The sequence below is a fragment of the Bradyrhizobium sp. CCGUVB4N genome (assembly GCF_024199945.1).
Lineage (GTDB): Bacteria > Pseudomonadota > Alphaproteobacteria > Rhizobiales > Xanthobacteraceae > Bradyrhizobium.
This window is the reverse complement of the sequence record NZ_JANADP010000001.1, coordinates 5882157-5908126: the sequence shown is the minus strand read 5'-3', so window position 1 is coordinate 5908126 and position 25970 is coordinate 5882157. Positions and strand designations below refer to the sequence as shown.

Sequence of the window (25970 nt, the reverse complement as noted above, 5' to 3'; positions counted from 1 at the left end):
GAAGACGGACTGCCGCGCTACGCCAGCATCTCCCGCACCATCGGCGCCACCTTCCGCCCGTAGAGCTCGATACTCTTCATCAGCTTCTCGTGCGGCAACGGTCCCGCCGAATATTTCAGCTGAAACCGGGCAATGCCAAGCGCCTTGGCCGTCTTGGCGATCTTGCGTGCGACAGTCTCTGGTGAACCGACATAGAGCGAGCCGTGCTCGGCTTCGCTGACGAATTCGTCGCGGCCCATCGGCGGCCAGCCGCGCTCGCGGCCGATGCGGTCGCGCATCGCCTTGTAGTCGGGCCACAGCTCTTCCCGCGCCTGTTCGTCGGTCTCGGCGACGTAGCCGGGCGAGTGCACGCCGATCGGCTGCGCGGGGCGGCCGAACTCCTTGAAGGCGCGGTGATAGAGATCGACGTAGGGCGCGAAGCGTTCGGGATCGCCGCCGATGATGGCGAGCATCAGAGGCAGGTCGTAATGCGCGGCGCGCACCACCGATTGCGGGCTGCCGCCGACCCCGATCCAGGTTTTGAGCCGGCCGTTCTCGACCGGCGGATAGACGAGCTGATCCTTCAGGGAGGGACGCAGCTTGCCCTGCCACGTCACCGGCTTCTGCGAGAGCAATGCGGCGAACAGATCGAGTTTTTCCTCGAACAGCTCCTCGTATTTGCGGAGGTCGAAGCCGAACAGCGGAAAGGATTCCGTGAAGGAGCCGCGGCCGAGGATCACCTCGGCGCGTCCGTTCGAAAGCGCGTCCAGCGTGGCAAAGCGCTGAAACACGCGAATGGGATCATCGGAGCTCAGCACCGTCACGGCCGAGCCGAGATGGATGCGCTTGGTGCGCGAGGCGACCGCGGCCAGCGCGGTCTCGGGCGAGGAGATCGCAAAATCGGAACGGTGATGCTCGCCGAGCCCGATGAAGTCTATGCCGAGCTCGTCGGCGAGCACCGCCTCGTCGACGACGTTACGGATCACCTGCGCATGCGGAATCATGGCGCCGGAGGCGTCCTTCGTCACGTCGCCAAAGGTATCCAGTCCGAATTCGAGCGGTGCGGTCATCGATCAGGTCTCTGTGGGGAGGATCGACCAGATTTAATCGACGGCAGCCGGGTCACAAGGCGGCTTTCGGAAATGCTCGGTTTCCGTTTGTGCATCCTATTTCGAGATGCGCACGACCATCTTTCCGAGCGCCGCGCGCGTCTGCATCGTCTTGAAGGCCTCGCGGAAGTCTTCGAGCCCGAAGACGCGGCCGACCGCGGGCGTCAGCTTGCCCTCGGCAAGCCAGCCGATCAGCTCCGACATCAGGCGCTTCTGCACCTCGGGCTCGCGCGTCGGAATCTGCGCGAGGTCGACGCCGAGCAGGGCGCCGCCCTTGAGCAGCGGCAGATTGAACGGCAGCGCGGGGATCGCGCCGCCGGCAAAACCGACCACGAGATGGCGTCCCCGCCAGGCAATCGAGCGAAAAGCTTGCACCGAGATGTCGCCGCCGACCGGATCGAAGATCACGTCGGCGCCGTGTCCCCCGGTCAGTTCCTTCAGCGTGTCGCGCCAGCCGGTCTGCGTGTAGTCGATGTCGGCGTCGGCGCCATGCGCCCGCGCGAACTCGCGCTTCTCCGGTGTTGACGCGGCCGCGATCACACGGGCGCCGAGCAACTTGCCGATCTGCACGGCCGCGGTGCCGGTTCCACCGGCCGCGCCCAGCACCAAAAGCTGTTCGCCTGCGCAGAGCGACGCACGCGCGCTCAACGCATAGAGGGCGGTCAGGTAATTGGCACGAAACGAGGCGGCGACTTCGGCTGCGACGCCGTCCGGCAGGGGATGGAGCGCGTCGGCCTTGACGACGATCTCCTCGGCAAGCGCACCTGATCGCGTCATGCCCATCACGCGCATGCCGGGTTGATAGCCGCCCGGTGCGCCGGGAGCTTCCACGACAAGGCCCGCGAATTCCGTCCCGGGGGTGAAGGGCAGGGGATCCTTGGTCTGGTAGCGTCCCTCGATCTTCAAGCCGTCGACAAAGCCGATGCCCGCCGCTTCCACCCGGATGCGCAGCTGTCCGGGCTCAATGCGCGGAGACGGGATCTCCTTGAGTTCGATCTGATCGATCGGGGCGTATTGCTCGACGACGACGGCTTTCATCTCAGACCTCTGTTGTTCCAGTCATTCTGGCAGATTCCGAGACTAGCCTCTTGCGTCTACCGCCACATCCCCCGCATCCGCGCGCCGATGTCGACCTTCGGCCCCTGTGCGCCGGTGCGCGCCGCGCCCGCGGCGGCCTTCGGCCAGGCGGCGCGCTCGAACAGATAGACCAGCTGCTCCGGGATGAAGCGGGTGCGCGAGGCGTAGACATGGCGGTCGCCCTTGGCTTGCTGGCCGTGGACGAAGAAGCGTTGCGGCACCACGAGATGCAGATCGTCCTTGGCCCGCGTCATCGCGACGTAAAGCAGGCGGCGCTCTTCTTCCAGCTCGGCGCTGGTGCCGGCGCCGAGGTCGGACGGCATGCAGCCGTCGACGACATTGAGCACGAACACCGACTTCCACTCCTGGCCCTTGGCCGAGTGGATGGTGGAGAGGATCAAATAGTCCTCGTCGCGCAAGGGCGGCCCGGATTTGTCGCTGGTCGCATCCGGCGGATCGAGCGTAAGCTCGGTCAGGAATTTTTCGCGCGAGGCATAGCCGCTGGCGATCTGCTCGAGCTGCATCAGATCGGCTCGGCGCGTCTCGGAGTCTTCGTGGATGCGGTCGAGATGCGGTTCGTACCAGAGCCGGACGCGTTCGAGATCGACGGGCCATTCCGAGTAGCGCAGGTTTTCGACGGTGCGGACGAAAGCGGTCCAGTCATCGCCGGTGCGCGCCGGCACCGGGAGGTGCGCGAGCGCGTGCAGCGGGTCCATGCTCTCGGCCATCTGGTCGAGCACGCGCTGCGCGGTCGCGGGGCCGATGCCCGGCAGCAGATGCAGGATGCGAAAACCGGCGACGCGGTCGCGCGGGTTCTCGGCGAAGCGCAAGAGCGCCAGCACATCCTTGACATGCGCGGCGTCGAGGAATTTCAGCCCGCCGAACTTCACGAATGGGATGTTGCGGCGGGTCAGCTCGATTTCGAGCGGGCCGGAATGCGATGAGGTGCGGAACAGTACCGCCTGGTGCTTAAGCAGCGCGCCTTGCTCGCGATTGGCCAGCACCTGCTCGACGATGTAGCGGGCCTGGTCGGCCTCGTCATGCACGGTGACGAGTTGCGGCTTCTGCGCGGAGGAGCGGTCGGTCCAGAGGTTTTTCGTGAAGCGCTCGCGCGCAAGCCCGATGACGCCGTTGGTGGCCGCGAGCACGGCTTGCGTCGAGCGGTAGTTGCGATCGAGCGTGATCATCTCCGCGCGCGGCGAGAAGCTTTGCGGAAAATCCAGGATGTTGCGCACGGTGGCGGCGCGGAACGAATAGATCGACTGGGCGTCGTCGCCGACGACGGTGAGCCCGCGTCCATCCGGCTTCAGCGCCAGCAGGATCGAGGATTGCAGGCGGTTGGTGTCCTGGTATTCGTCAACCAGCACGTGATCGAAGCGGCCGCCGATCTCGTCGGCGATCAGCGCGTCGCTCATCATCTGCGACCAGTACAGCAGCAGGTCGTCGTAATCGAGCACGTGCTGGGCCTGCTTGGCCTCGACATAAGCGGCGAACAGACCTTTCAGCTCGGCGGCCCAGCCCGCGCACCAGGGGTAGTGCGCCCCCAACACCTTCTCGATCTCCATCTCGGCATTGACGCAGCGCGAGTAGATCGACAGGCAGGTGCCCTTGGCCGGAAAGCGGCTCTCCGTCTTCGACAGGCCGCGTTCGTGCCGAACCAGATTCATCAGGTCGGCGGAATCCTCGCGGTCGTGGATGGTGAAGGCGGGATCGACGCCGATCCGTTCGGCATATTCGCGCAGCAGTCGCGCGCCGATGCCGTGGAAGGTGCCGGCCCAGGTCAGCGCATCGCGCATGATCGCGGCGTTGTTCTCGCCCAGCACTTTTCGGGCGATGCGCTCGACCCGGCCGGCCATCTCGGCGGCGGCGCGGCGGGAAAACGTCATCAGCAGGATGCGGCGCGGATCGGCACCGGCGACGATCAGATGCGCGACGCGGTGGGCGAGCGTATTTGTCTTGCCGGAACCGGCGCCGGCAATGACGAGCAGGGGCGCGCCCACGGTCGCGCCATCGGCCACGCCATGCTCTACGGCGCGGCGCTGCTCCGCATTGAGCGTGTCCAGATAGGTCGTCACGAATCGCCCCGGTGAAAGACCGAGAGTCGGCGATCCCGGCGCGAATCGCAATGCGGCTGGACGGAACCAGAATTAGGATTTAGGGGGAAAGACGGCCCAAGGTTCCAGCCCGAAGAGAGCGCGCCCGGCATGACCGAGCTCAAGCCCGACCAGTTCGAGATGCGGCGGCTGGAATCGCTCAGCAACACCATCTTCGGTGTCGCCATGACGCTGTTGGCCTACGACCTGCCCAAAGCGGCGGTGTTCACCAGCGCGCCGGACTGGAGCGATCTCGCCCAGGCCTATTCCGGCAAGCTGGCGGGCTTTGCGCTCAGCTTCATCATCGCCGGCCTGTTCTGGATCAGTCATCACCGGCGGCTGGCACGTCAGCCCGTGGGCAGCCGCGGCATGGTGATCCTCAATCTGTTCTTCCTGCTCTCGATCGTGCTGCTGCCGGTGACCAACGGCCTCTACACCAATTACAGCATGAGCAGTGCGGTGGCCGTGCTCTACGGTCTGCACCTGACCGCCATTGCAGGCCTCAATGCGTGGCTGTGGTGGATCATTCTGGGCGGCTGGCGGCGCGAGACCATGGCCTCGCTGTTTCCGCTGCTCGTGTTCATTCCGGGCACGATCGTTGCGGCATTCGCGCCGCATGTCGCGCCCTTCCTCTGGTTCATTGCCTTCGGCGGGCTCCTGATCCGGCGCTTCTATGGGGCGCCGAGCGGCCCGAACGCGTAGGCCGCGCGCTTATTTGCTCGATGGCGTCGCGCCGAACCCATCGGCTGGCACGTAAAGCTTGACCGGTCGGATTTCATAGACCGCACTGGGATTGACCTGGCGCAGCAATCGCGCGGCCGCGATGGCCTCCTCTTCCGTGTCGTAGTTGACGAGGTGGAAGCCCAGAAGCTGCTCCTTGGTCTCTGCGAACGGGCCGTCCAGCACGATGCCGGCGCCGGGGCCACGCAAGGTGCGGGCCTTGTGGGTGTCGTCCAGACGGGCGGCCGGCCCAAGGTGCCCGCTTGCCCTCAAGGGCGCCTGAACCTCGATGACCTTGGCGACGACCGCGGCGTCCTCCGCCGCGGACCACGACAGGATCTCGCCTTCCACATGGTAAGCCAGGATCGCGTAAAGCATCTTCACCTCGTTTGTTTTTCGGGCACGCAGCCCGAAGGACGTATGGTCGCCGCCGAGACCGACAACGGCCGACCGGAAAATATTGCGCCGCGGCGCGTGCGACGAAACGGTCCTGAAACCCGATTACCACCCGGCGGAGTGAACGCCGTCCGGAGACGGGGCGACTGATTGCCACAAGAGCAGTTAAGGCTCATCGGAGGCGGCAATGTCGGGTCAGACCATCAAGATCATCTGCGACGCGCGACGGGCAGGGAAGTCCGAACCTGCCGATCTGCACGACCAGGCCGGCCATCACCGTTATTATGGCAGCTCGGCCGAGAGTGGCGGAGAGCGTATCGTCGAGAGCCGCCGCGGCAAGCGTCCGTCCGTGCTCGCCATCTTCGGCTTCTGAGCCGGGTTGTCAGGGGGCGCTCAGGACCTGCTTGACGAGGGTCTCGCGCAGCGCCGCCAGCTCGCCGCTCGTCTCCATCTGCTCGATCACCTGTCCAACCTTCGGCACGAGATCGCGGTGGCGTTCGTGCAAATAGTGGAAGATGCGGATGCGTTCGAGCGGTGGGGAGAGCGGATAGATCCTTCCCTGTAGATTGAGCTTGCGAACGGCGACCAGCCCGCTGAAGAGGTCGGTGACCATCACGTCGAAACGATCGGCATCCAGCATCCTGATCATGTTCTCCAAGCTCGTGGTCGCCGTGACGTGGTCCATGCCGCGCGTCCCGGCTTCAGACGAGCCGACGCCGCGGACGATGCCGATGCTGTAGTTCCTGATCGAATTCCAGCCGTTCACGTCGAAATGGAGTTTGGTCGCGAACACTGCGGGTTCGATGTAGTTGATCGCCGGCGTCACCCGCAGCAGCGTCGGATATTCGCGCGACAGCGTTCCGATCCGCTGGATTTCGCCATCGACCTCGCCGGCGCTCGACAGGGCCAGCGCCCGCTTGCCGGGGACATCCTCGAATTCGAGCTTGATGTTCAGCTTGGCATAGACGGCCCGCAGCATCTCGCCGCCGACATACTGATCGGGGATGTCGGCGATCCGCGCGAGCCGAATCACCGACTGCGCGGAGGACGAACCGGCTGCGAACAGCGACACGCAGACGACGACTATCCGCCACATGAGGTGCCTCTCTGGTCGGGTCATGCTACCACTGGGTTCTGGTGCCCGCGCGATCTACCGGAGATGGCGCTTGCGCGGAGCAACAACACTGACCCTTCGCCCGCCATGGGGGCGACTCCCGATTTTCACCGATGTCATTCTAGCATGCGAAGTGGTAGCTTGCGCGAGGATCCCGCTGCCGGACCGCAAGACATGACCCCACCGACCTCAGATCGCTCAAGGGCCGACAGGATTGCTGCGCGCATCACGTGCTGAGGGAGATTCAAAACCGTTGAATTGTGTGAGGCTGCGACCGGCAGGCCGGAGAGGTGTCGCCATTTTCGGGGACGGGGTGCATGGGCAACGCAGGTGACAGCAATCCCGATCGCAGCCGCGCTGTTACGCCTGCGGCTGCGAAGCAGGATTTGAACGGCATCAGATCCGCGTTCACGTCCCCGATGCTCGCGGCGCTGCTGTCGCGAATCTTCAACTGGTCACGCAGCGGCATCGGACCTCGCCTGCTTGCCGCCGTACTGCTGTTCTCCTCGATCGTGACGCTGACACTGACCGCGCTCCAGCTCTATCTGGACTATGATCGCGAAGTCGGCGTGATCGAGACGCGGCTCGATGAGGTCGGCCGCAGCAGCACGGCGAGCCTCGGCGAGAGCCTGTGGAATCTCGACCAGAACCAGCTCAGGCTCCAGCTCGACGGCATCCTGCGGCTGCCCAGTATCCGCGCCGCCGAGGTCCGTGAGGTTGCCGATCGCCCCAATCCCATCCGTGTCGCCGTCGGCGAGCGAGGCAGCAGCTCGGTCGTGACGCGCGACTATCCCCTGACCACCACCGTGCAGGGGACTGCGCGTCCCATCGGCGTGCTCCATGTCGAGGCGACGCTGAGTGATGTCTATCAGCAATTGCTGAACCGGGCTCTCGTCATCCTGGCAAGCCAGGCGGCGAAGACGTTCCTCGTCTCGCTGTTCATCATCTACATGGTTCATCTTCTGGTGACGCGGCATCTGGTCGCCATCGCCGACTTCGTCAGCAAGTACAGCCTGGCGCGGCCGCCGCCGCCGTTGCATCTGGAGCGACGGCCTCCTTACGATCCCGATGAGCTGGACAAGGTGATCGATGCGTTCAACGCCATGTGCGCCAACCTCGGCCGTGCCTATGGCGAGCTGCGCGAGGCCAATGCGAATCTCGAACGTGACCTGAAGATCCGCCGGCGCGCCGAAGAGGATGCGCGCGCGAGCGAGCAGCGATTTCGCGACTATGCCGAAACCGCATCCGACTGGTTCTGGGAAACCGGGCCGGATCACGTGTTCACCTACATATCGGACCGGGCCGGCGCCTTCGGCATGGATCGCGAGGCCCTGATCGGCAAGCGCCGTCCCGATGCGGCCTTCGACCACGACGCCGAAGCGGAGAAATGGCGCAATCACATGGCGACGCTGGATCGCCACGAGCCGTTCCGGAAGTTCGAGTATCGCGGCCGCGATCGGACGGGGCGTCTGCACTCTTTCAGTGTCAACGGTCAGCCGGTGTTCGCCGAGGACGGGCGTTTCATGGGCTATCGCGGCTCCTCCACCGATCTCACCGCGCAGCACGAGACCGAGGAGCGGCTTCGCCAGTCCCAGAAGATGGATGCGATCGGCCAGCTCACCGGCGGCGTCGCGCACGACTTCAACAACGTGCTCACCGTCATCACCGGCACCATCGAGATCATTCAGGAGGGGCTCGCCGACAAGCCGGAGCTCGCCGCGATCGCCCAGCTCATCGACGATGCCGCCTTGCGCGGCGCCGAGATCACGTCTCAGCTCCTGACCTTCGCGCGGCGCCAGCCGCTGGAGCCGCGCGAGATCGACGTCAATGGTCTCGTGGTCGAGACGGCAAAGCTGTTGCGGCCGATCCTCGGCGAGCATGTCGAGATCGTGACTAGGCTCGCAGACGATGCGTGGTTGGCGATGGCAGATCCGTCGCAGCTTTCGTCGGCGATCGTCAACCTCGCCGTCAATGCGCGCGATGCGATGCCGGATGGCGGCACGCTTACGCTCGAGACGGTAAACCGGGAGCTCGACAGCAGCGGCACTGGCGACGGCGATGCCGGCTCCTATGTCATGGTCGCCGTGGCCGACACCGGTCACGGCATCCCGGCCGACATCCGCGACCGCGTGTTCGAGCCGTTCTTCACCACCAAGGGGGTCGGTCGCGGCACCGGACTTGGTCTGAGCATGGTCTATGGCTTCGCCAAGCAGACCGGTGGCAGCGTTGCCATCGAGAGCGAGGAGGGCCACGGCACGGTGATGCGGCTGTTCCTGCCCCGATCGGCAGGCGAAGCGGCCACGAGGACCGGGCCGGTGGCGGCGCCCGCGCCGGCGCGAGGGCACGAGACCATCCTCGTGGTCGAGGACGATCCGCTCGTGCAGGGTTATGTCATCGCCCAGCTCGGCAGCCTCGGCTATCGCACGCTGACTGCCAGCGATGGCGCAACCGCGCTCGCCTTGGTCGACCAGGGGGTGAGCTTCGATCTCCTGTTCACCGACATCATCATGCCCGGCGGCATGAACGGGCGGGAATTGGCCGAAGCGGTCCGGCTCCGTCGGCCGGGCGTGCGGGTGCTCTACACCTCCGGCTACACCGACAACACCATCGTCCACGAGGGACATCTCGATCCCGGCGTGGCGCTGCTGCCGAAACCGTACCGGAAGGCCGACCTGTCTCAGAAGATTCGCGAGATGCTCGCGGGCGAACTGCCGCTCTAGGCAGAGCGTGCACCGGCGAAAGCGGCCCGACCACGAAAAAGGCGCGGCGGGGAGACCCCGTCGCGCCCGATTTCTTGCTCGCTGGTCCAGGGCTGAGAGCGCCCCGATGCCAAGCCCTTATCGAGAGCTTAGCGGGCGATCCCAGCGAGGTGACAGCGCTTGGTAAAAGACACTGGATCACCTCCTTTCGTTGATTGCGGGAGATCTCAATATAGGCAGGAAGGCCGTCGCTGTTAAGGGGCCGCGGCGAGGAGCGGAACCAGGCCTGTGCGCAAGGTCAGGACAACCAGCGAAAGCGGTCCAAGGGGAGTGAGTGGCAGTTGAGACCGCCGCCCGGCCGTGTTAGGGAGCCGGTGTCGCGGGTGTAGCTCAATGGTAGAGCAGCAGCCTTCCAAGCTGAATACGAGGGTTCGATTCCCTTCACCCGCTCCAATGTTTTCAATGGCTTAGTCTGCCAAGTCTGTCTAATTCTGACAGAGCGCGCTTTTTCATTCTGACAAACGTTCACTTTCCCTTCGCTTGCCTGACGCGCCGCTTGATGCGTTTCATTTGTGCATCCTGCTTTGCTTCATCGTCATCGTGCAGGTAACGTTACTCCTGTCCGGTTATGTTACTTGAATATTATCCGTGCGATCACACAGGCGGGGTAAACCGCTGTGAGGGCGCGACTGCGACATGGTTTCGCTTGCGGGGTTGCTCAGAACGGCGAGGCCACAGGCCATCGCAGCGAGTGCCACTGGCCGGCTGCGATCTGGCCGCGGCTCATTTTCGAGGCGACCGCGTTGCGCAGCTTGGCGAAATTCTCGCGGTTTCGTTTCGGGGCATGCGCCGCGGCCAGGTTGAGCCATTTGTAGGCGGCGACGTCGTCCTGCGGAACGCCCTGGCCCTTGTCGTAGGCGAGGCCCAGCAGATATTGCGCCGTACCATCACCTTGTTCGGCTGCAAGGCGGTACCAATAGCCCGCGGCGTCGTAGGCCTGCGGAAGACCTTGTCCTGTCGCGTACATGAAGCCGACCATGGCCTGAGCGCGGGCGTTTCCTCGCTCGGCCAGCGGCAGCAACAGACGTGCGGCGCCGCTGTAATTGCCACGGGAGAATGCAGCGTTTCCGGCGCCGAGCGTATCCGCGTGGGCAACGCCAGTTGTGGCGATCCCCAGGACGGCCATGAGCAAGAGGAGTCTGCCCGACTTGATCATAGATCCGCTCCGAGGTTCAGCGGTAGGTGGTGGGTGCAATCTGCTTCGGCCCGATCGCGTTGATCGTGCCTCGCAGCTTGGTGCGCAACTCCTCGGCGACGAAATGTGCGTCCGCGCCGTCACGGATGATTTGCGGGCGGATGAAGATGATCAACTCGGTGCGCTTGATCTGCTTGTCGGTCTGCCCGAATACGGCCTCGCCGAGGACGGGGATCTGGTCGAGCCCCGGAATGCCCGCGCGGGATTTGGTCTGGCTGTCGCTGATCAGGCCCGCCAGCAGCACGGTCTGGCCGCTCGCGACCGCAACGGAGCTGCGCACCTTGCGGGTCGACACGGTCGGGGTGAGTGAGTTGGTCGAGGTCGAGGACGAGCTCGATGACGGCGAGGCGGCCACGGGATTGGAAATCTCCTGCTCGACGTCGAGCCTGACATTACCGTTGGCGTTGATCCGCGGCACCACGCGCAGGATGATGCCGGTGCTGCGATAATCGGTGGTGTTGGCGATGGTGTTGCTGCCAGTCAGCACGGTTGCGCTTCCGGTCTGGATCGGGATTTCGTCGCCGACCTGCAGCGTCGCGATCTGGTTGTCGATCACGACGACGGAGGGGTTCGACAGGACTTTGACGTCAGTGATCGAGTGCAGCGCGTTGAGCACGGCCCGCGGCGTCGAAGCGCTGCCGACGAGGAAATTGAAGCCGGGAATGGCGCGCTGGAGCGCGACGTCGGCCGCCGCGGCGACGACGGAGGTGGCGCCATTGTAGCCGAACGAGCCGGTATCAGGCTTGAGCCCGAGATCGCGGCTCATGATGTAGGACTGCACGCCGTACTGTAGGTCGTCCGTCAGTGTCACCTCGGCTATCGTTGCATCGATCGCGACCTGGAGCTGCGGCTGGTCGACTTCCTTGATGGTCTGTTCGATAGTGCGGTACTGCTCCTGGCTTGCATAGATCAGCAGCGTGTTGTTGACGCTGTCTGCGGTGATGCGGACGCCATCGAGCACGCCGGCCCCGCCAGGGCCGGAGCGTCCGCCGCTCTGGCCGGATGCGGAGTTGTCGAACAGGCCACCGCCGCCCTGGACGCCGCCGGCGCTCGATCCATAGCCGCCCTGATTGCCGGAGGAGGCGTCGGCCGATGCATTGCTGCTGCCGCCGCTGCGTCCGCTCGACCCGAAGCCTCCGGAGCCGGATTGGCCGGTCGGCGAGGCCGACAGGCGATTGAGTGCTGAGCCGCCGCTCGAGCTTGCCGACATGCCGGAGCCCGGCGCGACCTGGCCGGATGGACTATCGAGCGGCGACGAGGAGGAGCCTGAAGAGCCGCTGCCGCCGAACACGTCGTTCAGCACCCGCGCGATCTGCTTGGCATCGCCGAATTTCACCCGATAGACGTGGACTGCCGATCGTCCGGTATTGGTAGTGTCGAGACGGTGAATCCAGGTCTCGACGCGGCTCAGCAATTCCGGCTTCCGCGTCACCGCGAGCACCGCATTCATGCGGGCGATCGACTGGAACTTGATGACGCCCTGGGTCATGCCGCCTTCGCCGGAATCCACGATCTTGTCGAGTTCGGCGATGATCGGTCCCGGATTGCTGTTCTGCACCGGGAAGATGCCGACGGACTGTCCCTTCAGGAAGTCCGCGTCGAAGGAGAGCACGAGATCGACCGCGTTACGTCGCTCGCTTCCAGTGCCCTGAACCAGGATGAGATTGCGGCTGGTGTCGGCGCGGATCATGCCCTGCTTGGTGGCAAAGCTGTCGACCAGCTTGATGACCGTCTGCGCGGAGACATATTGCAGCGGCACGACTGTGATGCCGTAGCCGGGGACCATGCGGTCGGCCGCATCCGCCGAGCCGACCCCGACCGCGTCGGACTGGGGCATCAACCGGTAACCGGTGTCGTCGCGCACCAGCGCAACACCGACCAGGCGTAGCCCGTTTTCGAGCGCGAACACGACATCCGTCTTGGGGATCGGCCGGCCCGATGACAGGCTGATATTGCCCTGGACGCGCGGGTCGATGACGTAGCCGACGCCCAGGATGTCGCCGAGCACGATCTTGGCGACCGAGGCGATCGGCGAATTGTCGAAATTCAACTCGAACTTGTCCGTGCTTGCCGTGGCGGCCTGCGCCGATGTCGCGATCGGCGTATCGTCGCCGGGATCGGCTGCATAGATCGCAGTCTTGGCCTTGGGGCCAGTGCTGAGCTGCCGCTGCGGCAACTGGTTCGGATAACGCGGCATCAGGTCGACTGAGCGGACCTTGTCGAAGACGTCGGGGTCCTTGCTGTTATTGTAGTCGGCCTCGATGTTACTCACAGTGTTGCACGACCCGAGCAGCACGGACATCAGTGCGCATTGAAGGACGAAGCCGATCCGGAATGCTGTTCGGCCCACAATCAACCCCACTCACGCGCTGCCCGTTGCCGCCGCGAGGCGGGGCGGGCCGAATGGGCGACTGCTTAACGCTGTCCTGTGACAGTCATGTGTTATCAATGTTGCCGATGATGCTACGAATGTGATCAAAATGTTATGTGATCGCGTGGCGGAGAAAATCGCGCTGGAATATCAACGTCCTTGAGTGTCGTCCCGATGGACCGAGCCGGAGGCGCCGGCACGGGCAATCGCACCGTCACATTTCCATTCGGACAAGTAAGGTAAACGGCGCGCTCGCCGCTTTGAGCGGCTGTCAGAGTTTTGCCGGTAGACGTTCATGGCTTCCCCGAATGCGCACGAGTTTGCAGCTCGTTTCAGCCAGAAAACCGGCCTGAAGGCGGATGCGGACAAGCTCGGCAGGTTGAACGGATCCGGTCCCGCCGAGGGCGGCCTGCGCAAGCTCTGGGAAATGAGCGAATTGTCGGCCAGCGAGTTTGCCGACGAGGTCGCGCTGTTCTTCGAGCTGCCGCGGGTCACGCTGCAGGAGATGATGGCGGCGGAATCCCGGGTGCAGCAGTTCTCGCGGCGGTTTCTGCGCGAGATGGCGGTGTTTCCGTGTCAGCCTTCCGGGGGATCGCCGGTGCTTGTGCTGGCCGACCCGACCGATCGCGCGTCGATCCAGGCGGCGGGTATCGTACTTGGGACGGCGCCTATTATTAAAGTGGCCTCGTTCGAGGATATCGGCACCGTGCTCGATCAGCGTCTTGGTGAGGAGGACGCTGCAGCCACCGACAACGCCGTAAATGCCACGGTGCAGGACGACGACATCGACAATTTGCGCGACCTCGCCAGCGGCGCGCCGGTCGTCCGGGCCGTCAACGACTTGTTCGAGACGGCGGTGGAGCTGCGGGCCAGCGACATTCACATCGAGCCGGGTCGCTCGTCTCTGACCATACGTATGCGCGTCGACGGTCTGCTGCGCAATGTGGCAACGCCGAGCGGCGTGCCGCCGGCGGCGGTGATCTCCCGCATCAAGATCCTGGCGGGGCTCAACATTGCCGAGCGCCGTTTGCCGCAGGACGGTGGAGCGCGCGTACGTGCGGCGCGATCGGAGATCGACGTGCGCGTCGCGATCATGCCGACGCAGCATGGCGAGTCCGCCGTCATCCGTTTGCTGCCGCGGGATCGCGCGCTGCTGTCGATCGACAAGCTGGGCTTTCTGGCGAGCGATCAGGGCAAATTGCGCCGGATGCTGGCCCTGCCGCACGGCATGATCATCGTCACCGGACCGACCGGCAGCGGCAAGACCACGACGCTCGCGACCGTGCTGTCGCTGCTCAACGAGCCGACACGGAAGATCCTGACCATCGAGGATCCCGTCGAATACGAAATCCCCGGCATTTCGCAATCCCAGGCCAAGCCGTCGATCGGCCTGACCTTTGCGACCGCGCTGCGCTCCTTCGTGCGTCAGGACCCTGATGTGATCATGGTCGGCGAGGTCCGTGATTCCGAGACGGCGCATGTCGCCATCCACGCCGCGCTCACCGGCCATCTCGTGCTGACCACGCTGCACACCGAGACGGCGGCTGCCGCTGTGCCGCGTCTCCTCGATCTCGGCGTCGAGGCATTCCTGCTGCGCTCGACCTTGCGCGCGGTGATCGCGCAGCGTTTGGTGCGTCAGCTCTGCGACCGCTGCAAGACCAGCCGGCCGCTTACCCATGCCGACGTCGAAGCCGACCCGCGCTACACGGCGGTGGGTCTGTCCGTCGGTAACGTCATCTTCGAACCGGCCGGCTGCGAGCGTTGCGGCGGCGTCGGCTATCGCGGCCGTATTGGCGTGTTCGAGGTGCTGGAGATGAACGAAGAGGTCCGCGCGCTGGTCGAGGAGCAGTCCGACTGGGAATCTATCGACAAGGTCGCCATCCGCAACGGCATGACGACGATGATCGAGGACGGCCTTGCAAAATGCCTGTCGGGCATGACCTCGGCGGCGGAGATCCTTCGCGTGACCACCGTGCGGTGACGAGATGCCGAACTTCCGCTATCGCGCCCTGACACAGAAGGGCGAAGTCGTTTCCGGCTCGATCACCGCGGCCGATCTCTCCGAGGTCGCCCAGCGCATCGAATATCTCGGCCTGGTCGCGATCGATGCGGGCCCCGAGGAGGAAGCCAAGGGCTGGTCGCTGTCGCTGGCCTCGCTGACGCTGTCGAAGCCGGGCCCAGCCGACGTCACCATCTTCACCCGCGATCTTGCGCTGCTACTGAAGGCCGGGGCACGGCTCAACGACGCGCTCGAGCTGCTCGCCAACGATATGGATGTGGGCCGGGTGCGGCCCGTCATCAACGAGATCAAGAACGCGATCCTGTCGGGCGAAAGCTTTGCCGAGGCACTCGGGCGCGAGCCGACGCTGTTTCCGCCGATGTATGTCGCCCTCGTCAGGGTCGGGGAGATGTCCGGCGGGCTCGATCACATCCTGGAGACGATCGGCATCGAGCGCACGCGGGCCGAGGCTTTGCGGCGCAAGGTCACCGGCGCCCTGCAATATCCCGCCTTCGTGCTGCTCGCGGCCGGCGGCGTCTTGATCTTCTTCGTCACGTTCGTGCTGCCGCAATTCTCCGCCGTGCTGCGTGACTTCAATGCGAAGACGGACCCGGTCATCGAGGTGTTCCTCACGCTGTCCGATATTCTGCGCGGCCATGGCCTCGAGGTTGGCGCCGTGGTCGGCATCGTTGTCATCGGCAGTTGGCTCGCCTGGCGCAGGCCCGGGGTCCGGGCCAGTGTCGTGACGCAACTCGCGCGGCTTCCGGTGATCTCCACGGTCGTGGAATTCCATCGCGCCGCTTTGTTCTCGCGCAATCTCGGCATCCTGCTCGGCAGCGGCGTGACGCTGACGGCGACGCTGCGCATCCTGATCGACATCATGACCGCCACCGGCGACGTGCCGGCCTGGGCGGCGATGGCGGATCGCGTCCGTCACGGTGGTCGGCTCGCCGAAGCGCTGGCCGCCTCGGCCGTGTTGCCGCCGGTCGCGGTGCGCATGCTGCGGCTCGGCGAAGAGACGGGCCAGCTGCCGACGCTGTCAGGCCGGGTCGCGGAATTCTACGAGGAGAAGCTTCAGCGGCAGCTCGATCGCGTCGTGGCCATCATTGGCCCCGCGGCGATCATCCTCATCAGTGTCGTCGTCGGCGGATTGATCGTCTCGGTCATGACGGCGCTGTTGTCGGTTACGCAAGTTGTCGGATGAACAGAGGAGGGCACGCATGATCCGTTTTTCCAGGGGGAGCCTGCTCGCTCCGCCGCGGCGTCGTCGGCGCCGTCGCGGGGAGGAAGGTTTTACGCTGGTCGAAATGCTGGTGGTCATCACCATCATCGGCATGATCATGGCCTTGGTCGGCCCGCGCGTGCTCAATTATCTCAGCGAGTCCCGCGTCAAGGCCGCAAAGATCCAGATCCAGAGTTTTGGCAGCGCGCTCGACCTGTTCTATCTGGATGCCGGCCGCTTCCCGACGAGCTCGGAAGGTCTGGCTGCGCTCGCGCGTCCGATCAGCGGCGTGAACTCCTGGAATGGTCCCTATGTGAAGGGCGGCAGCGTTCCCAACGATCCATGGGGCAATCCTTATGTCTACAAGCAGCCCGGTGAGAAGGATCCTTACGAAATCCGTTCGCTCGGTTCGGATGGCCAGGAAGGCGGAACGGGAACGGCGGGCGATATCACTTCAGTCGCGAAATAGCGGCGAGGCCGGCTTCACGCTGCTGGAGATGGTCTGTGTTCTCGCGATCATGGCGCTGCTCGTTGCCATCGCGCTGCCGCGCATGCCGATATCGACGTCGCGGCCGAAGCTGGAAGCCTACGCGATCCAGATCGCGACCTTGCTCAAGGCCGACCGCAATGCGGCGCTGGGACGCCGGCTCGCGGTCGGCGCCGTCGTCGATGCGCCGGGACGGACGATCAGGGCGGGCTCAAGCCCGAGCATCGTCAGGGTGCCTGACGATGTTGAGTTCGACGCGCTGCTGCCGCAGCGCTGCAACGGGCGCGACGTGCCGTCGACCATCACGTTTCTGCCGAGCGGGATGTCCTGTGGCGGAGCGATACGGCTGACGCGGCTCGGAAGCGGATTCGATGTAAGGGTGAACTGGTTGACGGGAGGGGTAGACATTGTCGCGCAGGATATCGTCCAGGCGTCACAGTGAAGCCGGCTTCACGATGATCGAGGCGGTGGTCGCGCTGGCGCTGGTGTCGATCGTGCTGGCCGCGATCGGCTCACTCGTCGCCAGGAACGTGCGCGGCGCGCAGCAGCTCGAGCAGCATACCGCGTTGATGCAGACGGCGCGGCTGATCGCATCACGTCTGCCGCAGGGCGGTCAGCCGCTTCCGACCGAGCTTGCGGGCAGGGAGGCCGGCTATCGTTGGCAGATGCGGATCTCGCCATTCGTGGATGACGAGACAGCGGTTCCGGATTCACCGTTCATCCCGCGCCGCATCGAGCTGCGCGTGCAGTCGCCAACCGGTGCGATCGTTTCGCTCGAGACCGTGCGCCTGCAATATCGCGAGGAGCCGCGCCAATGAGGCCGCTCCGGCGCTCAGCGTGGAGATTGACTGCGGGTTTCACCATGTTCGAAGCCCTCGTCGCCATTGCTTTGATGGGATTGGTTCTCGGCGCGCTGGCGAGTGTGACGGGCGAGTGGTTGCCGCCGTGGAATCGTGGCCTGCTCCAGACCCAGCGCAACGAGCAGATGACGATCGCGCTCGATCGCCTGGCGGCCGACCTGTCCGCGGCCGAGTTCGTCACGGCTGATCGAACCAGCAACAGGGCGCTGTTTCGAGGTGACGAGGCCGCCGTCACCTTCGTGCGCTCAGCACTGGGTCCGAACAACCGCTCGGGCCTGGAGATCGTGCGGATTGCCGAAACGAGCGACCGCAAGGGTCGGGTGCTGGTGCGATCGCGCGCACCTTTCGTCCTGCTCCCGACTGGGGATCCGCTGGTTGATCCGATACCGTTCGCGGATCCGGTCGTGCTGCTGCGCGCGCCATTCCGCGTCACCTTTGCGTATGACGGCGCCGGTGGGGGGTGGACCGGCAAGTGGCCGAGTTGGGCCAGTATGCCTGCCGCAGTTCGCTTCGACATTCGTGACGGTGACCGCGGAATCGTAATTTCGACCGCCGTCCGTATACGCGCTGAGATGGGAGCGCCGCAGCCGGACCGTGCCGATGACGCTGCCCCTGCGGAGGCTCAAGTCAAACCGAATAACAATGCGCCGGAGGCAAGGTGACCAAGACCTCCGCAACGATCCAAGGTTCGCGCTCCGGTCAGCGCGGGTTCATTGTTGTCGCTGCCCTGTGGCTGCTCGCTGCGCTGGCAGCGCTTGCCTTGGTGAGCTCGGCGTACATGACGCAGTCGGCGATTTCGCTCGCCGCGCTCGATGCGCCCGTGCAGCTCGGGATGATATCATCGGCCGGCATCGAAATGACCGCTTACAGGCTCTCGGCTCCCGCTGCGGTTTCGCGCCCGACGCATGGCGGATTTGCCTTCCGGCTGGCGAACGCGAGCGTGACGATCGAGTATCAGGCGGAGTCGGCACGCATTAATCTCAACATGGCTCCTCAGTCCATGATCAGTGGCCTGTTTTCAGCCCTCGGCGTAGATGCCGATACGGCCGGTCAACTTGCCAACAGAGTGGTCGCGTGGCGGAGCGCGCCCCGGCACAACGGGCAGGACAGCGAAGACGCGCTGTACGTCGCCGCCGGGTTGAACTACCTGCCACGCCATGCTCCCTTCAGTAGCGTCGATGAACTCTCACTCGTGCTGGGTGCGCCTGCGACGCTTTTGCAGCAGGCACGGCCATACTTGACGGTGTATAGCGGAACTGCGGCGATCAACGTGCTGGACGCCGCTCCGCAAGTTATTTCCGCATTGCCCGAGATGAGCTCCACAAAGCTCGACGCATTCTTGAATCAGCGCGACTCATTGCCGTCGACCGATCCGGAATTCGTGCTGGGTGCGCTCGGCGGCAGGGTGGCCGGTGCGTCGGTGGCCGGGAGCGATGCTTATCGCGTTCGGATGCAGATCATCTTGCCCGACGGGCGAAAGAGCATATCGGAAGGCGTCATTATGCTTTCCGGACCCGGCGCGAAGACTGCCTATCGGGTGTTCACCTGGCGGGACGAAATCGATCCAGCGACAGGAGCGGCGCAGCGATGAGCCTGGCGAGTAATGTTACAGCAGCGCTATCCATGTGGATCGACACGGTCGCCGGCATCGTGAGCGCACGGCTTGCGCATGTGAAACCGGTACGTCGCATCGAGGTGGCTGAGGATGAGGCCGGCGCCTTCGCAATGCGGCTCTCATCAGGAACGAAAACCACCGACGGCGATCTTGCTCCCTTTGCGATCGAGATGGCGGACGGTGCCATCGGCAAGGAGCTATCTCCGCTATGGGCCGCCGCGGTTCGCGGTAGTGTGGTCGAATTGCGGTTACAGCCATCCCGCTTCGTGTTCCGTCCCATCGAGCTGCCCGGTCGCGCCGCCGAGTTCCTCGACGGCATCATTCGGGCGCAGATCGATCGCATCACTCCTTGGAACGCGAGCGAAGCGCTCTTCCATTGGACGCCACCGCGTGACATAGGCGGTGATCGTATCGAAACCACGGTGGTGACGACCGGGCGTGCGGCGGCGGCTTCTCTGGCGCAGGCGTTCTCCGATCTGGGCGCCACCGCTGTCGAGATCTCGACCGTGACATCGGATCACGGGAGGATCGTCGTGCTGGACCAGCGCGGCGGCAAGCAGGCCGAAAACCGCCGGCTGCGAACCGGCCTCGTCGCAACGCTCGCGACGACCGGTGTGCTGGCGATGCTGTCGTTTGGGTTCGGCGGGTTCGTCGCCGATTCCTATGACACGCAAGCCAAGCAGATCCAACAGCGGATTTCGGAGCGGCGCGCGATCATGCGGGGCAATCAGACCGGCGCGGGCGGCAGCCCGCTCGAGCTATTGATCCGCCGCAAGCAGAGCACACCCGCCAGCGTGATTGTGATTGATGCGCTGTCGGCGCTGCTGCCCCAGGATACTTATGCGACCGAAGTCCGGATCGAAGGGGACAAACTGCAGATCGTCGGGGTTACCCGCGATGCGCCGTCGCTGATCTCGATCCTGGAGCAGTCGCCACACTTTTCCAGCGCGGGCTTTTTTGCGCCGACGACACACGCCGCCAATGAGCCGGGCGACCGCTTTCACATTGAAACAAAGCTCAAGGCATATTTCGGGTCCGGCACATGATGGGCATGCAGAAAATCCAGGCACTCCTCGGACGGTTTCCGATCGCGGCGGCTGCCGCCTATCTCGCTCTGATCGCTCTGTTTCTGTTTGCCACGATCGGTACAGCGCTCGACATATTGGAGCGGCGTAGTGCAGTTGGGGCGGCCGCCGAGATCCTCGATCGGCTGGAGGTGCGGGGCGCGGAGCGGGTGCCGGCCGCGCGAGCCAACGTCAATATCCCGCCGGGTTCACCCTTTCTCGAGGGCAACAGCGCCTCGCTCGCCGGCGCCGCGTTGCTCCAGCGCCTAGCGGCCGCGACGAAGCGGGTAAGCGGCAATACACTGTCGTCGCAGGTCGATCTCCTTGGGCCGAAGTCGAAGTCAGGCTTCATCACGGCAACCTCAAGCCTGGAAATCGATCCTGTCCAGCTTCAACCGCTTCTCTACGACCTCGAGGCGGGTATGCCGCTTCTGTTCATCGACGAGCTGGTCATCCAGGCGCCGTCAGCATCGACGCAGGGTGGAAAGCTACGCATCGTGCTCGGCGTCTCCGGGCAGCGGCAAAGCCAGAAGTAGGGCGTCCGTTACGATCATTGTTCACGAGATCGGGCTTGATCAAGTTGCGGCGATATCATTATTATCATAGTGTCGCATTTCAGAGAGATGCGAACGTTATTGATCGCCGTCAAGTCGATACGGGGAAATGCGTGGAAATGCGCGCACTTGCACTGCTGATTGGTTCGTTGCTGATCGGCCATGCCTCGGCGCGGGCCGCGAATACGCCGCTGACGATGGATGCGCAGGCCGTCGATCCCGGTGGCGGCGATCTGTTCACGCCTAGGTCCGTGGAGCCAACACCAGCTGTGGCTGCGTCGCCCGCCGTGACGCCGCCCGCAGTGCCTGCTGCCGCAGCTGCGGCTGTGCAATCGAATGAGCACATCACGAGCGGAAATCCGCTCTGGTCAATTCCCATGGCGCGATTGTCCGCGACCCGCGATCAACCGTTGTTCGCGCCGTCGCGCCGTCCGGCGCCGCGCCCCGAACTGCTGGCGCGCCCGGCTCCGGCGCCGGTCGCTGCGCCACCGCGGCAAGAGCCTGAGAAGCCGCAGCTCACGTTGCTGGGCACGGTCGCCGGATCGCGTGAGAGGATCGGATTGTTCATCGACCCCACCAGCAAGGCCGTGCTGCGGCTGAAGCGGGGACAGAACCATCAGGGATGGACATTGCACGAGGTGCGGCCCCGTCAGGTCGAGTTGGCCAAGGGGCTGGACAGTACAGTTCTCGACATGCCGCCTCCCGACCTGAAGCCGGGCCCCCCAGCGGCGCTCGCTGCGGCTCCGCCGCCACCTTCGCCGGCGGCGCTCGCCGTCAACGCGAAGTCGCCCGGTATTCCTCCAACGCCAACGAATGCGAACATGCAGCGCGGACAGCTTCCGGCCAATTTAGCCAATCCATTCGCGCAGCAGTGGCCGCGGTAGTCAGTGAACCGTGTCGCACCGGCCGCGGGCGAGCGTCTTCGCCTGATTTGAATGCTAGCGATAATCGCGCCAGACCCGAGTGTCGTTGCGGGCGGCCGTAGAGATGACAGCCGTACCTCGAACGCACGTGGTCGGACTGTAGCTATTTCCGGGCTGGGAATTCGCGACAATCGATCGAAATTGCACCGTCGTCACGCAATGACCGCATTTTGTCCAACATAACGATCGCTTTTCTTCGCAAATCTGAAATTGTTTTTAGTATCGGTCACAGCAACGATAAGAAACATTCTTACAACGATGGCAAATATGCGTCGCTAGGCAGCGGGCTGCTGTCCTCGCGAGCGCTCGACGTTTTGAGCGTGTGTTTTTGTTCGGGGGTAGACATGCGCGCGATAAATGCGACGGATCTGGCTCGCCTTGAGTCCGCGGCGCAAGATCCCAACGAGAACGTCTACGATCTCGGCCTGAAACAGGATGAAAGAAGCCGCCTTCGCCGCATCGAAGACCTCAAGCGCGAGAACGCGCTTCTGACGCTCGTGTTCGAGCAAACCCAGCTCGAAGTCGAGCGCCTACGCGAACTCCTCTCCGGCACCTGAAGATCGCTGCGCGTTTCGGCTGGCCGATGTTGTCATGAGCCGCCGGTGCGTCGATCGTTCACTATTTCGCGGCTGCTTTTCTGAAGGTTTCCCGCGCACTCTCCGAACAATATCGTACACCTTGTTTTCGTGGTCGCCGCACCTGCAGCGTCTATGAAGCAGGAAACGCAAGCTGATCCGCAATTGGTCGCGGAAAGCGTGCAGGCGCGCGCCGCGCCTTGCAGGCTCAGCAAGCGGTACGCAGGCTGAGTACGAAACGATCATGCGATTGAGAGATGGTCTAGCGATCGCGTGTTATCTGATCTGTTCCACGCTGCTGGGCGGCTGCGGATTTGTTTCGATGTCAGGGCCGGCGAGCGTCGACGTCAAGGCGGAGAATACGAGCGTCCTGCCGTTCGCCATGGTCAAGCTCACCCCCGATATCGTGCATAAGCTGGAGAAGTTCGAGCCGAGCGGTTTGCCTGGCGGTCTAACGGATGCCCGTCCTCCCTCCAGCATCCGTTTCGGCATCGGCGATATCGTTAGCGTCACCATCTTTGAGGCGTCGGCCGGCGGTCTGTACATCCCGCTCGAAGCCGGCGTCCGGCCCGGCAACTTCGTCAACCTCCCTGATCAGGCCGTCGACAACGATGGCAACATCACGGTGCCATATGCCGGCAGGATACGCGCGGCGGGTCGTACCAATGTGCAGATCCAGGATGACATCCTCGCACAGATCAAGAAGCGCGCGATCGATCCGCAAGTTGTCGTCACATCGAGCCAGCAGCGCTCATCGCTGGTCAGCGTGTTTGGCGAGGTCAGGACGCCGGTACGCTTCCCGATGCCGGCTGCCGGCGCGCAGGATCGCATCACCGACGCGATCACCCGTGCAGGCGGCATCAGCGGCGCCGGCTGGGAAACCTGGGTTGTCCTCGAGCGTAGCGGTAAGCGCGCTACGCTACCGTTCGGAAACCTTGTCTATTTCCCCGCAAGCAACGTCTTCGTGCAGCCGGGGGACCGCATCTATCTCTATCGTGAGCCGATGAAGTTCGTCGCCTTTGGCGCGACCGGCCAGCAAGGTGAATTCAACTTCGACGCATGGCGTATCAATCTGACGCAGGCCGTCGCCAAGGCCGGAGGCCTGCTCGACCTGCAAGCCGACCCGGCCTCGGTGTTTCTCTATCGCCGCGAGCCGCGCGATGTCGCAAGTCAGCTCGGCATTGACTGTTCAAAATACGACGGCGAGACCGTTCCTGTTATCTTCAACGTCAATTTCCAGGACCCTGCGGGCTATTTCGTCGCCACCAAGATGCAGATGCGTCCCTTCGACGTGCTTTATGCCGCCAATGCGCCTCAGGTCGACATCACCAAGGTTCTCAATTTCATCAACACGGCGGTCGGAACGGCCGACAACGGGGCGCTCCTCGTCAACGATATCAAGGTGGTTCGAAGCAGGCTCTGAGTGATGACGGGCGCAACAGGCCGAAGGATGAAGGCGCGCGCCTTTCTGAAATGGGAACGCGTCATTTTCGACGAGTCATGTTAACATGAGAGTCTCAACCGGGGCGGTGTTCGGTGATGATATCATCGCTCGGCTCCCCGGCATCAGGCACGCTGGCTAATGGAGGCTTCGCGGCATGGGCGATGCTCTGTCGAGGTTTAGATTTCTCCGTCGGGCCGGCCTGGCGGCTTGGCTCGTCGCGACCATGGCGATCCCAGCGATGGCACAGGCGCCAGGTCCGCTTAATTTGCCGGCTGGACCTGGGGCGGGCACGATTGTCGGTGGCGCAACCCCGAGTTCCACCGTTCAACGCTGCGTCGATGTTCAGATCGGAGGCGACAGCGCATTCGGCTGTCTGAATGAGAAGCTTCGTCGAGAGGTGGACAAGGTCAATCCGTCGCTCAACCTGCCTCCGATCGATGCGCGATCGTCCGACGTGCGCGTGGGCCTTGGCAACGAGGCGTCCGTCCGCCAACAGTTAGGGTCCAACTACGGTCGCTCAATCACTCCCTATCGTCCGCCGCCCATCGCCAATGTGCTGCCGCATCGCTGATGTCGAAATCTCCTCCCCAAAGCGGGGCCGCGACGCCCTCACGTCAATTGCTGTGGTCCTCGATCGCGGTGTGCCTGCTCGCCATCCTGAGCGAGCAGGTGAGGGCACAACAGGACGAAGCCGGCCAAGGCACCGAAATCGGCGGCGCTCCGCCGGTGGATGCGGACGACAGCGCGTTCGAACCACTGGCGCTCGAGCGGTTCGCGCCGCGTGCGCTCACGGCTGCCGATTTTCCGCCGGCCAATCCGCTGCTTGCGAACTACTCATTCCGAAGCAGCGCAGTATTTGGTCGCGACTGGCGCGCCGGCCGTGCCGAGTATCGTCAACTCATCGAGCGTGAATCGCTCGCGTTTGGCCTGCCGCCAGCACTCGTTGATGCCGTGATGGCCGTCGAAAGCAGGTACAATCCGAACGTCGTCGGCTCGGACGGCGAGGTCGGATTGATGCAGGTGATGCTGCCGACGGCCCGGATGATGGGATTTGCCGGCACACCATCGGAGCTCGCCACGCCCGAAGTCAACGTCCACTATGGCGTCCAATATCTCGCCGGCGCCTGGCGCAGGGCCGGCGGCGATCTGTGCACGGCGACGATGAAATATCGTGCCGGCCACGGCGAGACGCGGTTCTCCTATTTGTCGGTCGAATATTGCACGCGTGTTCGCGCGCATCTGGCAGCAAACGGCGTTGCCGTCACCGGCTCTATTCCCCAGCCGACGTTCGGAAGGTCGTCCGCCAGCGCTGGTGGTGGGAGTAATGGCGGCGCCAGCCGTGGCCGGATCCGGACCGCCGTCGGCAGTACGATCAATTTCGCAGAGCTCAACACGCGTCTGCGCAGCGCAGCCGAGCGAAAATTGCCCTCCGATCTGCGTTGATCAGGCGTTTATCGATCTCATACTGCTGAGATAAGTTGGCGGTCCTGGATCAAGCGCGGGGTATCATGCCCGCTTTTTGCCGCCCATCGGACGCCGACGCCGCACCGCAGGCGTCGGACGGCTGGTCGATAGCGCCTGGCCAATCGCGCGCCAGCATTTTACAGCATCGCGGAACGCATGTTCATGGGCGGTGCTTCTGCCCCGCCAGTCCATCAGCTGTTCGGCATCCGCAATCGTCGCCTCACCCGATTTGAGGCGCATGATCCATGACAATGCCTCACGGGTTAACGGATCTAAGTGATCGACCTGATGGTTTCGTTTCGTCACGACCCAGCGCTTTCCCGCCCATGCCGGTCATGAGCGGATGGCCCCGATCGACATATCTCTGTAGGTGAGACGATGCGACGTGCTGAAAACCGAATTTGCCGCGTACGGGTCGTTTGAGGCGCTCGGCGCAATGCTCGACCGCCTGCTTGAGATCGGTCTCGACGGTCCGGACCGTGACGCCGAGGAGGACCGCGATCTCGCGGTTGGGCAGGCCCTCGATGCGCGAGAGCATCAGGACGCGGCGCCGGCGCTCCGGCAGCTCGGCGATCGCGCGCTTGAGCTGCTCGACGTCCGAACGATCCTCGATCACGCGCGCAGCATCCGGCCGATCGTCCGGGATCTCGAGCACGGCATCGACTTCGTCGGAGGTCAGGCGGCGCTTCTCGGCGCGGCGGCGGTCGGTGGCGATATTGAGGGCGATCCGAAACAAATAAGCCTTGGGGCTGCGCACGGTCCCGATCTCCCGCATGCCGGCGAGACGGAGATAGGTTTCGTTGAGGGCCTCGGAGGCGAGGTCCGGCGAGCCGAGGCGGCGCGTCAGTCGCCGGTCGAAGTCGACATATTCGGCGAGCAGCAGGCTGCGCAGGTTGGAGATGATGTCGATCGTCATGTTACGCCCCACTTATTAAACCCCGAATTTTGCG

The 25970-nt window shown here is 64.1% G+C and carries 26 protein-coding genes and 1 tRNA gene; 18 read left to right on the top strand and 9 right to left on the bottom strand.

Features of this window, described 5'->3' with window-relative positions:
* Nucleotides 1-17: 17 nt before the first annotated feature.
* The 3 genes from NLM31_RS27340 to NLM31_RS27330 form a co-directional block, all read right to left on the bottom strand.
* On the bottom strand, nucleotides 18-1049 hold the full coding sequence (locus NLM31_RS27340) for an LLM class flavin-dependent oxidoreductase (protein ID WP_254194265.1): 1032 nt from the start codon (nucleotides 1047-1049) through the stop codon (nucleotides 18-20).
* 96 nt (nucleotides 1050-1145) lie between these two features.
* Nucleotides 1146-2126, bottom strand: coding sequence for an NADPH:quinone oxidoreductase family protein (locus NLM31_RS27335; protein WP_254194264.1), 981 nt, complete (start codon nucleotides 2124-2126; stop codon nucleotides 1146-1148).
* A 56-nt stretch (nucleotides 2127-2182) separates the two neighbouring features.
* Nucleotides 2183-4240: an ATP-dependent helicase gene (locus NLM31_RS27330; RefSeq protein ID WP_254194263.1), complete on the bottom strand. Its 2058-nt coding sequence runs from the start codon at nucleotides 4238-4240 to the stop codon at nucleotides 2183-2185.
* A gap of 129 nt (nucleotides 4241-4369) precedes the next feature.
* On the opposite strand from NLM31_RS27330, the gene NLM31_RS27325 reads away from it, so the two are divergent.
* Nucleotides 4370-4960, top strand: coding sequence for a TMEM175 family protein (locus NLM31_RS27325; protein ID WP_254194262.1), 591 nt, complete (start codon nucleotides 4370-4372; stop codon nucleotides 4958-4960).
* A 9-nt stretch (nucleotides 4961-4969) separates the two neighbouring features.
* On the opposite strand, the gene NLM31_RS27320 is transcribed toward NLM31_RS27325, so the two are convergent.
* Complete coding sequence (locus NLM31_RS27320; protein WP_254132272.1) at nucleotides 4970-5356, bottom strand: YciI family protein; 387 nt, start codon at nucleotides 5354-5356, stop codon at nucleotides 4970-4972.
* Between the two features lie 205 nt (nucleotides 5357-5561).
* Between NLM31_RS27320 and NLM31_RS27315 the strand changes: the two genes are divergently transcribed.
* Nucleotides 5562-5747, top strand: a complete 186-nt coding sequence (locus NLM31_RS27315; RefSeq protein ID WP_254132271.1) for a hypothetical protein — start codon at nucleotides 5562-5564, stop codon at nucleotides 5745-5747.
* Nucleotides 5748-5756: 9 nt separating this feature from the next.
* Here NLM31_RS27315 and NLM31_RS27310 read toward each other — a convergent pair whose 3' ends face one another.
* Nucleotides 5757-6470: an ABC transporter substrate-binding protein gene (locus NLM31_RS27310; protein WP_254132270.1), complete on the bottom strand. Its 714-nt coding sequence runs from the start codon at nucleotides 6468-6470 to the stop codon at nucleotides 5757-5759.
* Nucleotides 6471-6805: 335 nt separating this feature from the next.
* On the opposite strand from NLM31_RS27310, the gene NLM31_RS27305 reads away from it, so the two are divergent.
* Together NLM31_RS27305 and NLM31_RS27300 are read left to right on the top strand one after the other, a co-directional pair.
* Nucleotides 6806-9208, top strand: coding sequence for an ATP-binding protein (locus tag NLM31_RS27305; RefSeq protein WP_254194261.1), 2403 nt, complete (start codon nucleotides 6806-6808; stop codon nucleotides 9206-9208).
* Between the two features lie 358 nt (nucleotides 9209-9566).
* Nucleotides 9567-9640 (top strand) — tRNA-Gly (locus NLM31_RS27300).
* 265 nt (nucleotides 9641-9905) lie between these two features.
* Here the strand turns inward: NLM31_RS27300 and NLM31_RS27295 are convergent.
* Complete coding sequence (locus NLM31_RS27295) at nucleotides 9906-10373, bottom strand: tetratricopeptide repeat protein (RefSeq protein WP_254196272.1); 468 nt, start codon at nucleotides 10371-10373, stop codon at nucleotides 9906-9908.
* Nucleotides 10374-10419: 46 nt separating this feature from the next.
* Entirely contained in the window at nucleotides 10420-12714 is a 2295-nt protein-coding gene (gene gspD, locus NLM31_RS27290) for a type II secretion system secretin GspD (protein ID WP_375167501.1), read from the bottom strand.
* A gap of 394 nt (nucleotides 12715-13108) precedes the next feature.
* Here gspD and NLM31_RS27285 point away from each other — a divergent pair, with 394 nt between their 5' ends.
* The 14 genes from NLM31_RS27285 to NLM31_RS27220 all read left to right on the top strand — a co-directional run bounded on the left by NLM31_RS27285 (nucleotide 13109) and on the right by NLM31_RS27220 (nucleotide 24999).
* Complete coding sequence (locus tag NLM31_RS27285) at nucleotides 13109-14794, top strand: GspE/PulE family protein (RefSeq protein WP_375167500.1); 1686 nt, start codon at nucleotides 13109-13111, stop codon at nucleotides 14792-14794.
* Nucleotides 14795-14798: 4 nt separating this feature from the next.
* Nucleotides 14799-16016 (top strand): type II secretion system F family protein, encoded by a 1218-nt coding sequence (locus NLM31_RS27280; RefSeq protein ID WP_254194259.1) that lies wholly within the window; start codon nucleotides 14799-14801, stop codon nucleotides 16014-16016.
* 16 nt (nucleotides 16017-16032) lie between these two features.
* Nucleotides 16033-16503, top strand: a complete 471-nt coding sequence (gspG, locus tag NLM31_RS27275; protein ID WP_254194258.1) for a type II secretion system major pseudopilin GspG — start codon at nucleotides 16033-16035, stop codon at nucleotides 16501-16503.
* Nucleotides 16448-16963, top strand: coding sequence for a prepilin-type N-terminal cleavage/methylation domain-containing protein (locus NLM31_RS27270; RefSeq protein WP_254132264.1), 516 nt, complete (start codon nucleotides 16448-16450; stop codon nucleotides 16961-16963). Before gspG ends, NLM31_RS27270 begins: the two co-directional genes overlap by 56 nt.
* A complete protein-coding gene (locus NLM31_RS27265; RefSeq protein ID WP_254194257.1) occupies nucleotides 16929-17339 on the top strand; it encodes a prepilin-type N-terminal cleavage/methylation domain-containing protein in 411 nt (136 codons plus the stop codon). Before NLM31_RS27270 ends, NLM31_RS27265 begins: the two co-directional genes overlap by 35 nt.
* Nucleotides 17336-18043 (top strand): type II secretion system protein J, encoded by a 708-nt coding sequence (locus tag NLM31_RS27260; protein WP_375167499.1) that lies wholly within the window; start codon nucleotides 17336-17338, stop codon nucleotides 18041-18043. The genes NLM31_RS27265 and NLM31_RS27260 overlap by 4 nt, the downstream gene beginning before the upstream one ends.
* Nucleotides 18040-18972: a general secretion pathway protein GspK gene (locus tag NLM31_RS27255; protein WP_254194255.1), complete on the top strand. Its 933-nt coding sequence runs from the start codon at nucleotides 18040-18042 to the stop codon at nucleotides 18970-18972. Before NLM31_RS27260 ends, NLM31_RS27255 begins: the two co-directional genes overlap by 4 nt.
* 32 nt (nucleotides 18973-19004) lie before the next feature.
* The gene (locus NLM31_RS27250; RefSeq protein WP_254194254.1) at nucleotides 19005-20042 is read left to right on the top strand and encodes a PilN domain-containing protein; all 1038 of its coding nucleotides are present in this window, start codon (nucleotides 19005-19007) and stop codon (nucleotides 20040-20042) included.
* Between the two features lie 5 nt (nucleotides 20043-20047).
* Complete coding sequence (gene gspM / locus NLM31_RS27245; protein WP_254132259.1) at nucleotides 20048-20596, top strand: type II secretion system protein GspM; 549 nt, start codon at nucleotides 20048-20050, stop codon at nucleotides 20594-20596.
* 35 nt (nucleotides 20597-20631) lie between these two features.
* A complete protein-coding gene (locus NLM31_RS27240) occupies nucleotides 20632-21498 on the top strand; it encodes a hypothetical protein (protein ID WP_254194253.1) in 867 nt (288 codons plus the stop codon).
* 209 nt (nucleotides 21499-21707) lie between these two features.
* Nucleotides 21708-22094 carry a hypothetical protein gene (locus NLM31_RS27235; protein WP_254194252.1) on the top strand — a complete coding sequence of 129 codons (387 nt, stop codon included), beginning with the start codon at nucleotides 21708-21710 and terminating at the stop codon, nucleotides 22092-22094.
* A gap of 340 nt (nucleotides 22095-22434) precedes the next feature.
* A complete protein-coding gene (locus NLM31_RS27230; protein ID WP_254194251.1) occupies nucleotides 22435-23535 on the top strand; it encodes a polysaccharide biosynthesis/export family protein in 1101 nt (366 codons plus the stop codon).
* 175 nt (nucleotides 23536-23710) lie between these two features.
* A complete protein-coding gene (locus NLM31_RS27225) occupies nucleotides 23711-24127 on the top strand; it encodes a hypothetical protein (protein WP_254194250.1) in 417 nt (138 codons plus the stop codon).
* The gene (locus NLM31_RS27220) at nucleotides 24127-24999 is read left to right on the top strand and encodes a lytic transglycosylase domain-containing protein (RefSeq protein WP_254194249.1); all 873 of its coding nucleotides are present in this window, start codon (nucleotides 24127-24129) and stop codon (nucleotides 24997-24999) included. The genes NLM31_RS27225 and NLM31_RS27220 overlap by 1 nt, the downstream gene beginning before the upstream one ends.
* A 63-nt stretch (nucleotides 25000-25062) precedes the next feature.
* Here the strand turns inward: NLM31_RS27220 and NLM31_RS43455 are convergent, their stop codons facing one another.
* On the bottom strand, nucleotides 25063-25260 hold the full coding sequence (locus NLM31_RS43455; RefSeq protein ID WP_375143576.1) for a FecR/PupR family sigma factor regulator: 198 nt from the start codon (nucleotides 25258-25260) through the stop codon (nucleotides 25063-25065).
* 16 nt (nucleotides 25261-25276) lie between these two features.
* A complete protein-coding gene (locus NLM31_RS27215; protein WP_254194248.1) occupies nucleotides 25277-25936 on the bottom strand; it encodes an RNA polymerase sigma factor in 660 nt (219 codons plus the stop codon).
* Between the last annotated feature and the right edge of the window lie 34 nt (nucleotides 25937-25970).

Coding starts and splice junctions, on each gene's coding strand:
- NLM31_RS27340 (WP_254194265.1), bottom strand. CDS start 1,049: ATGACCGCACCGCTCGAATTCGGACTGGATACCTTTGGCGACGTGACG.
- NLM31_RS27335 (WP_254194264.1), bottom strand. CDS start 2,126: ATGAAAGCCGTCGTCGTCGAGCAATACGCCCCGATCGATCAGATCGAA.
- NLM31_RS27325 (WP_254194262.1), top strand. CDS start 4,370: ATGACCGAGCTCAAGCCCGACCAGTTCGAGATGCGGCGGCTGGAATCG.
- NLM31_RS27320 (WP_254132272.1), bottom strand. CDS start 5,356: ATGCTTTACGCGATCCTGGCTTACCATGTGGAAGGCGAGATCCTGTCG.
- NLM31_RS27315 (WP_254132271.1), top strand. CDS start 5,562: ATGTCGGGTCAGACCATCAAGATCATCTGCGACGCGCGACGGGCAGGG.
- NLM31_RS27310 (WP_254132270.1), bottom strand. CDS start 6,470: ATGTGGCGGATAGTCGTCGTCTGCGTGTCGCTGTTCGCAGCCGGTTCG.
- NLM31_RS27305 (WP_254194261.1), top strand. CDS start 6,806: ATGGGCAACGCAGGTGACAGCAATCCCGATCGCAGCCGCGCTGTTACG.
- NLM31_RS27295 (WP_254196272.1), bottom strand. CDS start 10,373: ATGGCCGTCCTGGGGATCGCCACAACTGGCGTTGCCCACGCGGATACG.
- NLM31_RS27285 (WP_375167500.1), top strand. CDS start 13,109: ATGGCTTCCCCGAATGCGCACGAGTTTGCAGCTCGTTTCAGCCAGAAA.
- NLM31_RS27280 (WP_254194259.1), top strand. CDS start 14,799: ATGCCGAACTTCCGCTATCGCGCCCTGACACAGAAGGGCGAAGTCGTT.
- gspG (WP_254194258.1), top strand. CDS start 16,033: ATGATCCGTTTTTCCAGGGGGAGCCTGCTCGCTCCGCCGCGGCGTCGT.
- NLM31_RS27270 (WP_254132264.1), top strand. CDS start 16,448: ATGGCCAGGAAGGCGGAACGGGAACGGCGGGCGATATCACTTCAGTCG.
- NLM31_RS27260 (WP_375167499.1), top strand. CDS start 17,336: ATGAGGCCGCTCCGGCGCTCAGCGTGGAGATTGACTGCGGGTTTCACC.
- NLM31_RS27250 (WP_254194254.1), top strand. CDS start 19,005: ATGTGGATCGACACGGTCGCCGGCATCGTGAGCGCACGGCTTGCGCAT.
- gspM (WP_254132259.1), top strand. CDS start 20,048: ATGCAGAAAATCCAGGCACTCCTCGGACGGTTTCCGATCGCGGCGGCT.
- NLM31_RS27230 (WP_254194251.1), top strand. CDS start 22,435: ATGTCAGGGCCGGCGAGCGTCGACGTCAAGGCGGAGAATACGAGCGTC.
- NLM31_RS27225 (WP_254194250.1), top strand. CDS start 23,711: ATGGGCGATGCTCTGTCGAGGTTTAGATTTCTCCGTCGGGCCGGCCTG.
- NLM31_RS27220 (WP_254194249.1), top strand. CDS start 24,127: ATGTCGAAATCTCCTCCCCAAAGCGGGGCCGCGACGCCCTCACGTCAA.
- NLM31_RS43455 (WP_375143576.1), bottom strand. CDS start 25,260: ATGCGCCTCAAATCGGGTGAGGCGACGATTGCGGATGCCGAACAGCTG.
- NLM31_RS27215 (WP_254194248.1), bottom strand. CDS start 25,936: ATGACGATCGACATCATCTCCAACCTGCGCAGCCTGCTGCTCGCCGAA.